Source organism: Nitratireductor sp. GCM10026969, from assembly GCF_042660605.1.
Classification (GTDB): Bacteria; Pseudomonadota; Alphaproteobacteria; order Rhizobiales; family Rhizobiaceae; genus Chelativorans.
Genome location: NZ_JBHSUM010000108.1, coordinates 1 through 14,141, shown reverse-complemented (window position 1 = coordinate 14,141; position 14,141 = coordinate 1). Strand labels below are relative to the sequence as shown.

Annotated in this window: 12 protein-coding genes; 1 reads left to right on the top strand and 11 read right to left on the bottom strand. The window is 65.6% G+C overall.

The features are described 5' to 3' along the window. Positions 1–155 precede the first annotated feature (155 nt). From waaA to ACFP9U_RS18155, 5 genes are all read right to left on the bottom strand, one after another. Positions 156–1,478: a lipid IV(A) 3-deoxy-D-manno-octulosonic acid transferase gene (gene waaA, locus ACFP9U_RS18175; RefSeq protein WP_378623620.1), complete on the bottom strand. Its 1,323-nt coding sequence runs from the start codon at positions 1,476–1,478 to the stop codon at positions 156–158. Then, on the bottom strand, positions 1,475–2,266 hold the full coding sequence (locus tag ACFP9U_RS18170; RefSeq protein WP_378623618.1) for a lysophospholipid acyltransferase family protein: 792 nt from the start codon (positions 2,264–2,266) through the stop codon (positions 1,475–1,477). Before ACFP9U_RS18170 ends, waaA begins: the two co-directional genes overlap by 4 nt. Positions 2,267–2,270: 4 nt before the next feature. After that, positions 2,271–2,522, bottom strand: a complete 252-nt coding sequence (locus ACFP9U_RS18165; RefSeq protein WP_378623616.1) for a DUF4170 domain-containing protein — start codon at positions 2,520–2,522, stop codon at positions 2,271–2,273. A gap of 135 nt (positions 2,523–2,657) precedes the next feature. Further along, positions 2,658–3,461, bottom strand: coding sequence for a 3'(2'),5'-bisphosphate nucleotidase CysQ (locus ACFP9U_RS18160; RefSeq protein WP_378623613.1), 804 nt, complete (start codon positions 3,459–3,461; stop codon positions 2,658–2,660). Next, positions 3,448–4,785, bottom strand: coding sequence for a TldD/PmbA family protein (locus ACFP9U_RS18155; protein ID WP_378623611.1), 1,338 nt, complete (start codon positions 4,783–4,785; stop codon positions 3,448–3,450). The genes ACFP9U_RS18160 and ACFP9U_RS18155 overlap by 14 nt, the downstream gene beginning before the upstream one ends. A gap of 157 nt (positions 4,786–4,942) precedes the next feature. Here ACFP9U_RS18155 and ACFP9U_RS18150 point away from each other — a divergent pair, with 157 nt between their 5' ends. Further along, positions 4,943–6,742 (top strand): monovalent cation:proton antiporter-2 (CPA2) family protein, encoded by a 1,800-nt coding sequence (locus ACFP9U_RS18150; protein WP_378623624.1) that lies wholly within the window; start codon positions 4,943–4,945, stop codon positions 6,740–6,742. A 232-nt stretch (positions 6,743–6,974) separates the two neighbouring features. On the opposite strand, the gene ACFP9U_RS18145 is transcribed toward ACFP9U_RS18150, so the two are convergent. The 6 genes from ACFP9U_RS18145 to rsmD all read right to left on the bottom strand — a co-directional run bounded on the left by ACFP9U_RS18145 (position 6,975) and on the right by rsmD (position 14,138). Beyond that, complete coding sequence (locus ACFP9U_RS18145) at positions 6,975–8,300, bottom strand: M16 family metallopeptidase (RefSeq protein WP_378623610.1); 1,326 nt, start codon at positions 8,298–8,300, stop codon at positions 6,975–6,977. Continuing rightward, positions 8,297–9,658: a M16 family metallopeptidase gene (locus ACFP9U_RS18140; protein ID WP_378623608.1), complete on the bottom strand. Its 1,362-nt coding sequence runs from the start codon at positions 9,656–9,658 to the stop codon at positions 8,297–8,299. Before ACFP9U_RS18140 ends, ACFP9U_RS18145 begins: the two co-directional genes overlap by 4 nt. A gap of 113 nt (positions 9,659–9,771) precedes the next feature. Then, entirely contained in the window at positions 9,772–10,656 is an 885-nt protein-coding gene (locus ACFP9U_RS18135) for a patatin-like phospholipase family protein (RefSeq protein WP_378623606.1), read from the bottom strand. A 92-nt stretch (positions 10,657–10,748) separates the two neighbouring features. Continuing rightward, a complete protein-coding gene (locus tag ACFP9U_RS18130) occupies positions 10,749–12,122 on the bottom strand; it encodes a M16 family metallopeptidase (RefSeq protein WP_378623604.1) in 1,374 nt (457 codons plus the stop codon). Then, positions 12,119–13,495 (bottom strand): M16 family metallopeptidase, encoded by a 1,377-nt coding sequence (locus ACFP9U_RS18125; RefSeq protein WP_378623603.1) that lies wholly within the window; start codon positions 13,493–13,495, stop codon positions 12,119–12,121. Before ACFP9U_RS18125 ends, ACFP9U_RS18130 begins: the two co-directional genes overlap by 4 nt. Positions 13,496–13,583: 88 nt before the next feature. Continuing rightward, positions 13,584–14,138, bottom strand: coding sequence for a 16S rRNA (guanine(966)-N(2))-methyltransferase RsmD (gene rsmD / locus ACFP9U_RS18120; protein WP_378623622.1), 555 nt, complete (start codon positions 14,136–14,138; stop codon positions 13,584–13,586). Positions 14,139–14,141 lie beyond the last annotated feature (3 nt).

Below are 14,141 nucleotides of genomic sequence, written 5' to 3'. Positions count from 1 at the left end.
ACGCAAAGCACCGCCGCGGGGATCCTTTCCCGCCGCGCCGCGCCCAGCCGCGCGCGGGCGACCAGTCCGTAGGCCGTCGAGAAGGGCCACAGGGCCCAGGCGCGCCAGTCCGACCTCTCCCACCAGAAGGGGGGCGCCTCGCTCGTCGCCATCGCTCAACCCCGCCCGCCGCCGCTACCCTGCAGACGGCTCTTGACGATGAGCGGATGGACGAAGGGTTCGAGTGCCACCAGTGTATGCGACAAGGCACCCGACATTTCGTGCACCGCCCGCCGGCCGGCGGCAATCATCGCGCCGCGCATCGCATCGTTGTTGAGCAGAAAGTTCACCGCGCCGGCCAGCATCTGCGTGTCGCGCACCAGCCGCGCCCCGCCGCGATCAAGCAGGCGGGCGTAGGAATCGCGGAAGTTCTGGACGTGAACGCCCGACAGGACCGCCGTGCCCAGCATGGCGGGCTCGATCGGGTTCTGCCCGCCCTCGCCCGTGAGCGAACGTCCCATGAAGGCAATCTCGGTCAACCGCAAGTAAAGTCCCATCTCTCCGATCGTATCGCCCAAAAGGATATCCGTCTGCGCTGTTATAGCCCCATTATCACTGCGGCAGGCGACACTGAGCCCCTTTTCGGCGAGGGCGGCCTTGATTGCCGGGGCGCGCTCGGGATGTCGAGGCACGATGATGGTAATGAGATCGGGACGGCGCCGGCGCAGCATCTTGTGAACATCCGCCGCCGCTTCCTCTTCCCCCGGATGGGTGGAGACCGCCGCCCACACCGGGCGGGTGCCCAGCATCCCTTTCAACCGGGCAAGCATGTCCGCGTCGACCGGCGGCATCGGCGTGTCCACCTTCAGGTTTCCCGAGACGGTGACCGGCCGTGCACCGAGGGCCCGGAAACGCTCGCCGTCGATTTCGGATTGGGCGACCACGTGGGCGAGATTCTCGAACAGCGCCTCGGCCAGGTAGGGTCGCCTGCGCCAACGCGCGAAGGAACGGTCGGACATGCGCCCGTTGACGAGCACCTGGGGCACGTGCCGAACGCCGAGCTCCAGGATGGTGACGGGCCAGATCTCCGATTCGGCCATGATGGCGAGATCGGGCGACCAATGGCTGAGAAAGCGGCTGACGGCCGGCTTCAGATCGAGCGGCACATACTGGTGAACGACGCGGTCGCCCAGCCGCTCCTCGGCGACACTCGCCGAGGTCACCGTTCCGGTCGTCAGCACCACGTTGATGCGGCTTGTCAGCAGATGCTCGACCAGTCCCAGAACGGCAATCGTCTCGCCGACGCTCGCCGCATGCATCCAGACCAGCGGGCCGGAGGGCCGCTCGCGGCTCGGTTTGCCGTAGCGCTCGTGGCGGCGGATGCGGTCTTCCTTGCCCTTGCTGACACGCCAGGCGATGTAGCCGCCGATGAGCGGATAGGCAGCCGCGCCTGTCCAGCGATACGTGGCAAGGATGGCTCGCGCCCAGCGTTCGCTCATTCTTTGCCATCGACGAGCTGGTAGGCCTTGCCGGTGACCTCATCGATCGCGTCGGTGACCTGCCGGCGCTTCTCCTCCATTTCATGGTCGTCCGCGTCGGCCGCCACGAAGATCGGTTCCCCGAGGATGAGGGCAAGGCGGCCGAAGGGCAGATTCACCGTCGTCTTGTCCCACGTGTTCTTCAGGACCTTGCGGCGGCTGGTGGCGATTGCCATCGGCACGATCGGCCGACCTGAAAGCCGGGCGAGCGTGACAATGCCGAGACCGGCCTGGCGCGGCGTGCCGTGGGGAATGTCGGCGATCATGGCGACGCTGAAGCCGGCCTCGATCTTGCGCTTCAGCTGGATGAGCGCGGCCGCACCGCCCTTCCTGACCCTGTGCTTGCCCTCGCGCCCGCCGGAACCGCGCACGATGTCGAAACCCAGCCTCTGGGCCACGAGTGCATTGAGCTCGGCGTCGGCACTGCGCGAGAACAATGCCACGACGGGATGCGTGCGGGGATTGACTGCGGGCGCCAGGAGGTGCTGGCCGTGCCACAGTCCGGCAATCGCCGGCCCGTGGGCCTCCATCACCTTTTCCATGTCGTGCGAGCCTTCGACCCGGCGGTTGGTCCGCTCTATGAAGCGGATTCCCGCGGCCATGAGGAATGCCAGGGCTTTCTTGACGTTGCGGGAATGCGCCAGGGGCTTGCGGACACGGCGCCAGAGCGTCTTCATCACCCCTGCGCGGGCGCGCGGGCGTGGTTTCGCCTCCACCCGAGACGAAGGCGCCATTGCCCTGTCGCCCATGGAATCAGTCCCGACCTGCCTTGCCTGCATCCGGATCGAGCAGGCGATGGAGGTGGACAATGAAGTAGCGCATGTGGGCATTGTCCACCGTTTCCTGTGCCTTGGCCCGCCAGGCTGCCTCGGCGGATTTGTAGTCCCCGTAGATCCCGACGATATCGAGCGCGTCGAGGTCCCGGAATTCGGTGCCCGTCAGCGACTTCAGCTCTCCACCAAAGACGAGATGGAGAAGCTGGCTCTTGTCTGTTTCCTCGGCCATGGCAGTCTTTCTACCCCAATTGGGAGGTTTTGTGACGGAATGCCGGAATGCCGGCATGCCGCGAAGCGGTTCCCACCCTTTTTGAATCCATTCTGAGCGGCAGGCAACCCCGCGCGGGGCGGCGCCCACCGCCCATTACACACGAATGTCCGACAACACACCCGCCATGGTCTCCAAAAGGTGCCCGCTGCCGGCCGCCAGCGGTCCGAGGCGCGGGTTCGGCCCGCCATAGCGCGGGCGACCGCCCGTGGCGTCGACGATCAATCCGCCCGCCTCGGCGAGGATGATGTCGGCCGCTGCCACATCCCAGTCATGGGAGGCCGGTCGCACGAAGGTGGCGTCCAGCCGGCCTTCCGCCACCATGGCCAGACGATAGGCGAGCGAATGCACGTAAGGGTGCGGCGCCACCCGTGCGAAAACCTCCGCCGGCAGCGCCTTGATCATCGGCTTGGGACCGGCCATGAGGAGTTCGCGTCCCGGCTTGCGCACGGTGATCGCCTCTCCGTCGCGCCGGGCGCCGGCACCCAGGGCGGCGCTGAAGGTCTCGCCGCTGGCAGGGCACTCCAAGACTCCGGCAATGGCGCGTCCGTCCTCGACCACGGCGATGCTGACGCACCAGACCCGGCGCCCCTCGATGAAGGCACGGGTGCCGTCGATGGGATCGACGACGAACGTGCGGGCGGCACTCAGGCGCTCCTGGCTGTCGATGGTTTCCTCCGACAGCCAGCCGTAGTCGGGGCGCGCTTCCGTGAGGGTCCGGCGCAGGAACAGATCAACCTCCAGATCGGCCTTGCTGACGGGCGAATTGCCTTCCTTCCACCAGACCTCGGGATCGTTGCGGAAATAGCGCATCGCGATCCGGCCGGCTTCCCGCGCCGCGCGCGCGATCAGCGACCGATCATCCGCCAAAGCCGGGCCCGGGGCATCATTCACCGGCAACGGTCATTCCTTCGATGAGCAGCGTCGGTGCCGCCGTGCCGAAATTGCGGTCGAGGTCGTTCGCCGGCGTCATGCGCAGGAACATGTCCTTGAGATTGGAGGCGATCGTCACCTCGGAGACGGGATAGGCGATCTCGCCGTTCTTGATCCAGAAACCGGAAGCGCCGCGGCTGTACTCACCGGTCACCAGATTGACGCCCTGGCCGAACAGTTCCGTGACGTAGAAACCGTTCTTGATGCCGGCGATCAGCGCCTCCGGCGCGGCCTCGCCCGGCTCGATGGCGAAATTCGTCGCCGACGGATTGACGGAGGAGGAGGCGCGCACGCCGCGACCGTTCGTCTCAAGCCCCAGTTCACGGGCGACCGCCGTCGACAGAAGCCAGGCCGTCAGCACACCGTTCTCCACCGGAACGAGGCGCTCGCCCGCCACGCCCTCCCCGTCGAAGGGGCGCGAAGCCTGCCCGCGCTTCTTCACGGGATCGTCGGTCACGGTCACGCCCGGCGCGGCGACCGCCTTACCCATCCGGTCGCGCAGGAAGCTGGTCTTGCGCGCGACGGACGCGCCGTTGATCGCGGCGGCCAGATGGCCGGCGATGCCGCGCGCCACGCGCGGGTCGTAGACGACGGGGAAAACACCGGTCTTTACCTTGCGTGCGTTGAGCCTTTTCACCGCCCGCTCGCCGGCGGTGCGGCCGATCTTCTCCGTCTCCTCCAGATCGGCGAAATGGAGGCGGGAGGAAAAATCATAGTCGCGCTCCATGGCCGTGCCTTCACCGGCGATCACGGCGGAGCGGGAGAAGCGCGTGGCCGCATATTGGCCGACGAAGCCGTGCGAGGTGGCGAGCACCAGCCCGCCCGAGCCGGCGCTGGCGGCAGCGCCGGAGGAATTGGTCACACCCGGAACCGCCAGCGCGGCCTCCTCCATGGCGAGCGCGTCCTCTTTCAGCCGATCGGCGGGAATCTCGGTGTCGTCGACCAGATCGAGATCCGCGACGTCGCGCGCCAGCCGCGCCGGATCGGCCAGGCCCTGATAGGGATCTTCCGGCGAAACCCGGGCCATGGCCACGGCGCGTTCGGCAAGCGCGGCCAGGTCGGCGCCGACGGTCGCCGAGACGGCGGCCACGCGATTGCCGATGAAGACACGCAGGGACATGTCGTCGCTTTCGGCCGATTCCGTGCCCTCCACCTTGCCCAGCCGGACGGACACACTGCTCGAGCGTGAGCGCATCACCACCGCATCGGCGGCATCGGCGCCGGCACGTTCGGCCATCTCCACCAGGGCGGCGACGCGGTCGAGGAGGGTCTTCTGGTCGGATGCGGTCATGAGGAGCCTTCAGGGTTTCGGGCCGTAAGCCCTGCTTCGGCGAAATACACGAAAAAAGTCAACAGACATGGCGACACCAACCATTTATGGTGCCGGGGGCGACAGGGCAATGCCGGCCCGCACGGACGGCACGAGCGGAACGGCCGAAGGGGAAGGAATGGAAGGAAACGCCGTAGTCTATTACGAGCCGCTGCTGCTCCTCGGCGGCGCGGTGATCGCAGCCCCTCTTTTCAAGCGCCTCGGCCTCGGCACCATCCTCGGCTATCTGGCGGCCGGCGTGGCGATCGGTCCCGCCGCGCGGCTGATTTCGGGCGGGGAGGAACTGCTGCACGTGGCGGAGCTGGGCATTGTCTTCCTTCTCTTCATCATCGGGCTGGAACTCAATCCCTCGCGGCTGTGGGCGATGCGGCGCGACATCTTCGGCATGGGTCTCGCCCAGGTGCTGGCGACGGGTGTCGCGCTGGCGGCGGCCGTCTGGCTGGCGCTCGGCTTCTCCCTTGCCGCAGCGGTCATCATCGGTTTCGGGCTCGCGCTCTCCTCCACCGCCTTCGCCGTGCAGACCATGGAAGCGCAAGGGGCGCTCAACCGGCGTTTCGGCCAGACCGCCTTTTCGATCCTGCTTTTCCAGGACATGGCGATCGCGCCCCTGCTTGCGCTCGTGCCGCTCCTTTCGCCGGGGGGCGAGGGCGCCGAGGCCATCAGCGGTGCGCGCTTTCTTCTGGCGCTCGCCAGCGTCGCCGCCCTGGTGGTGGCCGGGCGCTATCTCATCAACCCGCTCTTCCGCCTGATCGCCACCACCGGCGCACGCGAGGCGATGCTGGCGGCCGCGCTCCTGGTAGTGCTGGGCTCGGCAAGCCTCATGCAGATAGCCGGGCTGTCGATGGCGCTCGGCGCCTTCATCGCCGGCGTGCTCCTGGCCGATTCGGCCTTCCGGCACGAACTCGAGGCCGACATCGAGCCGTTTCGCGGCATCCTTCTGGGCCTGTTCTTCATGGCCGTCGGCCTCTCCCTCAAGGTTGACGTGATCATCGCCAACTGGCTCGTCGTGCTTCTGGCCGTCCCGGCGCTGATGGCCGCCAAGGGCATCCTGATCTACGGGCTGTGCCGGGTTTCCGGCTGCAACCACAACGACGCGGTGCGGATCGCCGCACTCCTCCCGCAGGGCGGGGAGTTCGGCTTCGTACTCTTCACCGCCGCTTCCTCGGCGCTGATCCTCTCGCCCGCGACCGCCTCGCTGCTGACGGCGGTGGTGACGCTGTCGATGGCCGCCACTCCGCTCTCGGTGCGGCTCGGCGAAATGCTCCTTCACACCGAGGCGGAGGAGGAGATCGACGAGGACTTCGAAGGCGCGGAGGCCGATGTGCTGATGATCGGCTTTTCCCGGTTCGGCCAGATCGCCTCGCAAATTCTTCTGGCCGGCGGCAAGGACGTGACGATCATCGACCATTCGGCGATCCGCGTACGAGCGGTGGAGAAGTTCGGCTTCCGCATCTATTTCGGCGACGGCCGGCGCAAGGAGGTGCTGGAGGCCGCCGGAATCAGACGCGCCCGGGTGGTGGCCGTGTGCACCAATGCGCGCGCGGTGACGGACGCGATCGTCGACATGATCCGGTCGGAGTTCCCGCATGTGAAGCTCTACGTGCGCTCCTACGATCGCGCCCACACGCTGGCGCTCAGGGCACGCGGCATCGAATACGAGGTTCGCGAGACCTTCGAGTCCGCCCTTCTTTTCGGGCGCAAATCGCTCGAAGCGCTGGACGTGACCGAAGACCTGGCCCGGGCGATCCAGGAGGACGTACGCCGGCGCGACGAGGAACGGCTGGCCATACAGGCGGTCGAAGGCTTTGCGGCCGGCCAGGACAGGATGCATGTCCGGCCCGTGACACCGGAGCCATTGATCAAGCCCTCCCGCGAGGCGCGGCGGCTGGACCGGACGACGGAGACGAGCGAAAGCTGAGCGGTATAAGGGCTCGGATCTGCCCCGCGGCTATCGAATCGGCCCCAAAATCGAATCGATTTCGAAGAACACGATGCGCGGATTCCATTGCTTACGGCGTCGATCGACACGGCCCGGCGTTCGCTTGCGCCGGGCCGTGGGAGTGGGATGCGCTTGCTTTCGCCCACACCTCCGCTCCGTCGGCTTGCTTTGCCGTATCGGTGCGGCGGCAAGTGATCTCATCTGCCGGTGCTCAGTCCACTTCCGGGCCGACCACAAGCACCGTCGGGTCTTCGGCGAGCAGCCGTCGGGTCACCGCCTTGACCTCGTCGGCGGTGATCGCGCCGTAGAGTTCCTTCAGGCGCTGCGGATAGCCCCTATCCCGATTCTCTTGCTGAAGTTGCACGAGGGTCCCGGCAATGGCGGCCGTCGATCGGAAACCGTTGACCAGATACGCACCGACCATATATTTTTTCGCGTCCTCCAGTTCCTTTTCGGTCGGTCCCTCCTCTGCAAAGCGTTCCGCGACCTCGCGCATGAGCTGCCATGTGTCCGGGACTTGGGCCCGCGTTGTCGTCCAGAAATACAGGCGTCCCCAGTCCGGCTCAGTCTGCAAAGTGGCATATGCGCCATAAGTTAGGCCGCGCTTTTCCCGCAGTTCGAGGAAAATCCGCGAATCAGCGCCGCCTCCCAGGATGTTCGTGGCGATCTCGGCGGCGTAGTAGTCCGTGTCCTTTTGAGAAACACCGCGATAGACGGCGGTGATCGCGGATTGGGGCCGATCGTAAGTCTCGTGGACTCGCTTGCCAAGCTGCAGTCGCGGTGGCTTCAGCGTTTCGAGACCGTTTTCGGCCGGCAGATCGCTGAACACCGCATCCAGCACCCCGGCCAGCGACTCCCGGTCGACGGCGCCGGCGACCCCGATGGAGAGGTTGTCGCGCGCAAGCATTCTGCGGTGGAGGTCGACGAGGTCGGCCTGGTCGATCGCCTGGACCGTCTCCGCTGTCGCCTGCCGCGCGAGCGGGTGATCACCATAGAGCGCCTTGGCGAGAGCGCGGTTGCCACGCTCGTCGGGATCTTTGCTCCTCTCCTTGAGCGAGGAGATCATTCTTGCCCGCTCGCGTTCCAGGGACGCTTCATCGAAGCGCGGCGACGCCAGGGCGAGGGAGAGAAGCCGGAGCGGTTCTTCCGTCTCGTCCGCCAGCATGCGCAGCGTGCCGGAAAGCACATCCTCCTCAGCGCTGAAGGAGAGCTCGGCCCCGGTCTCGTACAGCTGCTTCTGGAAAGCCTCCGCGTCCAGTTCGCCCGCCCCTTCCGTCAGCAGATTCGCCAGAAGTACAGCCGTCCCCTCCTTGCCGCGTGCATCCTGCACCGCCCCACCGGAGAAGGCGAAGGAGACGGTAATCATCGGATCCGCCAGATCTTCCACGAGCCAGGCCTTAATGCCCTCGGGCGAGGTAACCTCGACAATGTCCGTATCGGCCCTGGCAGGCGCGGCCATGAAAACAGTGGCGGCGACAAGACAGATGAGTGTTGCTTGCATGGAAAGCAGACGCGTCATGAAAATGGGTTTTCTCATTGCTTTTCTTCCTCCTCGGGCAGGAGATAGCCGGTGACGGCCGTTCGGGCGTTCAGGTATGTCTCCGCCACAGCGCGGATCTCGTCGGCGGTGACGGCATCGATGCGCTCACGCATTCGGCCGAGGTCGGCGGTCGTGCCGCCGGCGACGAGGACTTGGCCGTACTGATAGGCACGTTCCAGAAGCTCGTCTTCGGCAAAGGTCAGTCGGCTTGCCAGCGCCTTCTTGGCGGTTTCGAGCTCCTTCTCCGGGACGCCCTCTTCGACGATCCGGGCGATCTCGGCCTCGATCGCCCTTTCGACTTCAGGCAGGTCCCCGGCCTTGAGCGGAGTCGCGTCAACGGAGAAGATGGAATAATCGAGGAGACCGGCATGAAAAGCAGCCGACGCGTCCGAGGCGATACGCGTGTTGACGACCAATTCACGATAAAGGCGGCTGCGGGGGCCGCCGCCGAGGATTTCGCCGAACACGAGCAGAGCGTCCGCCTCCTCATGCGCGTCGGGGAAAAAGGCCGGCGCGAACCACCGGCGCGAGAGCGTCGGTAACCCAACGCGCGGATCGCTGAGGCTCACGCTTCGCAACGTCCTCGGTTCAGGCTCCGTCGGTCGGCTGCGCGGGGGAAGGTCGGGACCACGGTCGATCTTGCCGTATGTTTCCTCGACCAGCGTCCGCACGGTCGCAACATCCACGTCACCGACCACCACCAACACCGCGTTGTTGGGTGTGTAATGGCGATTGTAGAATTCAACGAGCTGGTCGCGTGTGATCGCCTCGATCTCATGTCGCCAGCCGATGATGTCCTTCCCATAGGGATGATTCTGGAAAAGTGCCGCCATCAGACCTTCCTCCACTATCCCCCCGGGCCGGTTGTCGATGTTAAGCGCCCGCTCTTCCAGAACGACCTCCCGCTCGCTATCCAAGTTCTTCTGGTCGAGCACGAGATTGCGCATGCGATCGGCCTCGAACGCCATCATCTGGCCCAAAGCATCCGAGGGTATGAACTCGTAATAGGCGGTAAAATCCTGCGTGGTGAACGCATTCAGCTCGCCGCCGACCCGTTTGACAGCCTTGCTGAGTTCACCGGCCGCATTGGTGGCGGTCTCCTTGAACATGAGATGTTCGAAGAGATGTGCAATACCCGACTGGCCCGCAGGCTCGTCGGCGGAACCGACTTTGTACCAGAGCATATGGGCGACCAGCGGCACCCGCCGTTGCGGGATCACGACCACCTGCAAACCATTGTCCAATTGAAAGCTCTCGGTCTCGACCGCATCGGCAAACGCGGACGGGGCGGACGAGAAAAGCAGGAAGATCAGGAATCCGGCCGTTCTGGCAGAAAACAGTTTTAAACTTAACATATAAATACCTCAACTTTAAAATATTACCAATATAGTCCAAAACACGGCAAGAATAGGAATAACAATTATAACGCGATGTTGGAAAATTACTATCCGAAACTTCTAATAACCGGCTACCGCACCGATCCCTCGAGCACGGCCTCGACCGCCCGCTTCAGCTCGTCCTTGATAGAGGCGGTCTCCTCCATGATGGCGTCTACCTTGAGGAAATCGAGGACACGGAAGCGCTCGACGGCCGGGCGCAGCAGGATGTCCGGGCGCTTGTTCTGCAGCTTCAGGGCAATGATCGACTGCATCATGAGCTGGGTGGCGCCGAACATCATCTCGATGGTGCTCGGCACCTTGGGCGAGCGCACGGTCGGCGCGCCGACAACGTCGATGGCGATCAGAACGTCGGCCGCGCCTTCCAGAACGTCGAAGGGTACGGGATTGTAGATCCCGCCGTCGATCAGCGTCATGCCGTCGCGCCGCACGGGCCGGAAGACGGCCGGCAGGGCGGCGGAGGCGGCGAGGGCCGAACGCAGATCCCCCTGTTTGAAAACGGCCAGCCGGTGGCCGTAGTAGTCGGTCGCCGTCACATGGAGGGGGATCTGCAGTTCCTCGAAACTGTGGGGGATCTGTGCCGGCAGGAACGCCTTGATGATGCGCTCGGCATTGAACTGGCCGAGCCGCAGGCCGCCCTCCATCATTTCGGAAAACTTTGCCGGGCGGGCGCGCCAGAGACGGCTCGCCACTTCCGCGCGGCTGGCGAGCACGCCGCTCGCATAGGCGCGGATCTCCTTTCCGCTCATGCCGGCGGCCATGCCCGCCCCCATGAGCGCGCCGATGGACGATCCCGAGATCGCCACCGGCCGGATCCCGAGCTCGTCGAGCGCCTCGATGGCGTGAATATGCGCGAGCCCGCGGGCACCGCCGCCGCCGAAGGCGATCGCGAAGGTGGGTCCTGCAGGAGGCTTGCGGTCCACCAGGGTGGCGGCCGCATCGCTGCGATCAGTCATTGCCGCCGCACTTCATCGTTGCGCCGGGGCAAGCGGTATCACTTTTGCCGGCCGGGCTCCAGAGGCCGTCAGGAACTGACAGCCCCCAGCCTTCAGCCGTCCTGGTCCGCGGTTTCCTCGACCTCGGGCCCGACGATGAGCATTGTCGGCTCGACGGAAAGCAGCCTGCTTGCCATGTCCCGGGCGTCTTCGAGCGTAACGGCGTTGAAGAGCGCATCACGCCGCTCGAGATAATCCCGTCCCCGGCCGAGACGCTGCAGGCTGACAAGAGTGCGGGCAATGTTGGTGGTGGAACTGAGATTCCCGACGGCATAGGAACCGATGAGATAGCGCTTCGCGCTTTCAAGCTCCTCAGCCGTCGGCCCTTCCTCGGCCATGGTCTGCACGACTTCACGGACCGCACCCAGGGCCTCTCCGGTCTGGTTGGCGCTGGTCGATGTATAGACGACCAGTCGTCCCCAATCGACATCGCTGTCGAGGAAGGCGCCCGCGCCATAGGCCAGACCGCGCCGCTCCCGCACCTCGGTGAAGAGCCGCGAGACCAGCCCGCCGCCGCCGATAACCTCGGCGACGACGGAGGCGGCATAGATGTCGTCATTCGTCGCGGCGACGCCGGGATACACCAGGCTGATCGAGGATTGCGGCCGGTCGTAGACCTGCGTCACCTCCTCGCCGAAATTAAGATCCGGCGGAGGGACTTCCTTCAAGTCGGCTTCGGCCGGAAGTTCCGCGAAGACCTCGTCGAGAACGCTGCGCAGGGTCTCCGGATCTATGGCACCGACGACGCCGATGAAAAGGTTCGAGCGCGCGAAGGTCCTGCGATGGAAGCCTTCGAGGTCCTCGCGCGAGACCGCCTGAAGCGAGTCAAGCGTCGGCTGCCGGCCAAGAGGATGGTCGCCGTAAAGGGCGGTGGCCAGCGCCCGCTGGCCCTGCTCGTCCGGGTCGTTGCTCTCCGCCCTGATTTGCGAAAGCAGGACGGAGCGCATGCGCTCGACGGGCTGTTCGTCGAAGCGCGGCGCGCTGAGCGCGAGCGACAGGAGTTCCAGCGGCTCCTCGATCTCGTCAGCCAGCATGTTCAGCTCGCCGGTGATGCGATTGCCGGTGGCGCGGAAGGAAAGCTGTGCACCCGTCTCGTAGAGCCGTTGCTGGAAGGCTTCCGAATCCAGGTCGCCCGCACCTTCGTCAAGCAGCGAGACCAGCAGATCCGCCATGCCTTCCTTGCCGGCCGGCTCCTGGTTGCTGCCGCCGACAAAGGCGAAGGAGAGGGCCACGGTGGGGTCCGTCTGGTCTTCCACCAGCCAGGCGGTAACCCCCGTTTCGGACGTGACCTCGACGATATCCAGGCTGGCTGCCCGGACGGGCAGCGCGGTCATCAGGAGGGCCGTCAGTCCGGCGAGCGCGAAGCGCATCAACACCCTTGCGCGATCGTCGCAGCACCGGAAACACATTGCGCTGATCGGCCTCATGCGGGGTCCTCCTGCTCGCTTGCCGTGTCCGCTTCTTCGGGCAGCAGATAGCCGGTAACGCCGCGCCGGTTTCCGAGATAGGTGCGTGCGGCGGCGCGGACGTCCTCGACGGTCACCGCCTCTATGCGCTCCCGCGTCTTGCCCAGATCATCGACCGTACCGCCGGTCACCAGCGTGACGCCGTATTCCATGGCGCGCGACATCTGATCGTTGTTGTCGAGGATGAGCCGGCTTGCCAGCACATTCTTTGCCGTCTCGAGCTCCTTTTCGGAAACGCCCTCGGCGGCGATCTTCGCAATTTCGGCGTCGATCACGCGCTCCACCTCGTCAAGTTCGGCAGTGTCGTTGGATTGGGCGTAAATGCCGACGCTGGAATAATCGAGCCGCCCGACACCGGTCCAGGCGCTGACGGCGGAAGCGATCTGACTCTTGACCACCAGCTCCTGATAGAGACGGCTGCGCGAACCGCCACCGAGGATTTCCGTCAGCACCTGCAGGGCATCCGCCGTCTTCCCCTGCTCGGAGAAATAGGCGGGTGCGAACCACTGGCGTATGAAGCTCGGCAAGCTGGCACGCGGATCATGCAGGGTCACGCTGCGGACCGTCCTCGGCTCCGGCTCCGTCGGCCTGACGCGCGGCGGCAGATCGGGGCCTGGCGGGATCCTGCCATAGGTCTCCGAGACCAGCCGGCGCACGGTCTCCGCGTCGACGTCGCCGGCAACCACGAGAACGGCGTTATTGGGCGTATAGTAGCGCTCGTAGAAGGCGACGAGCTCGTCCCGGTCCAACGCCTCGATCTCGTGCATCCAGCCGATCACCGGGATGCCGTAGGGATGGTTCTTGTAAAGTGTCGCGTCGACGGCCTCGTTGAGGATGCCGAAGGGCCTGTTGTCGACGCGCTGAAGGCGCTCCTCCATCACCACCCGGCGTTCGGTCTCGATCGCCTGCTCGTCGAGAATGAGGTTTTCCATACGGTCGGCCTCGAAAGCCATCATCTCGCCGAGCGCGTCCGGCGGCACCTGCTGGAAATAGGCCGTGTAGTCCTGGGTGGTGAAGGCGTTCTGATTCCCGCCGACCGCCTTCACCGCCGCATCGAAGGCGCCCTCCTCATGAGTCTCGGTGCGCTTGAACATGAGATGCTCGAAGAAATGCGCGATGCCGGACTGGCCGCGTTCCTCGTCGGCGCTGCCCACCTTGTACCAGAGCATATGCGTGACCACCGGTACGCGCCGGTCGGGGACGACGACGACTTTCAGCCCGTTGTCGAGGACGAAGGTTTCCACCTCGACCGGCTGCGGGGCCTGAGCCGCGGCCTGGTTGAAGGCAGGGGCCATCAACAGGGCGATCAGGGCGAAGACGGACAACAGCCTCATGAAAAAATCCTCTTTGAAACGGCGTCGGCCCGCAGCGGCAGCAGCGGCTTTGATGTGCGATCCGCCTAGGGCCTCACCGTGGCCAAAGTCAGGCAGGGCCACAAAAAGCCAGTGTCGTGCCGGTGTAGACGCGGCGCTCGTGAAGCACAAGCCCAGCCGGCGGAGCGAAGGGTGTGGCGGCGGCCTCCTCCACGACGACCAGCGCATCGGCAACGAGCCAACCGCCTTCCAACGCGGAAGCGAGCGCCCGCTCGCCGAGCCCACGGCCATAGGGCGGATCGGCAAAGACGAGCCCGAACGGCTCCATCGTGCCGACCGGCCCCAGGCGCGTGGCGTCGCGGCGGAAGAGGCGCGTCATGCCCTGCAGTCCGAGGCTCTCCACGTTTTCGCGGATCAAAGCGCGGGCGGCGGCATCCTGTTCCACGAAAAGGCAGTACTTTGCGCCGCGCGAAAGCGCTTCGATGCCCAGCGCCCCACTGCCCGAGAAGAGGTCGAGCACGCGCCGCCCCTCGATGCTGCCGGGATAGCCGTGCTCCAGGATGTTGAACAGTGCCTCGCGGGCGCGGTCCGTGGTGGGCCGGATGGCGTCGGACCGCGGCGAGGCGAGCCGCCGTCCACGCAACCTTCCGCCGACGACCCGCATCCC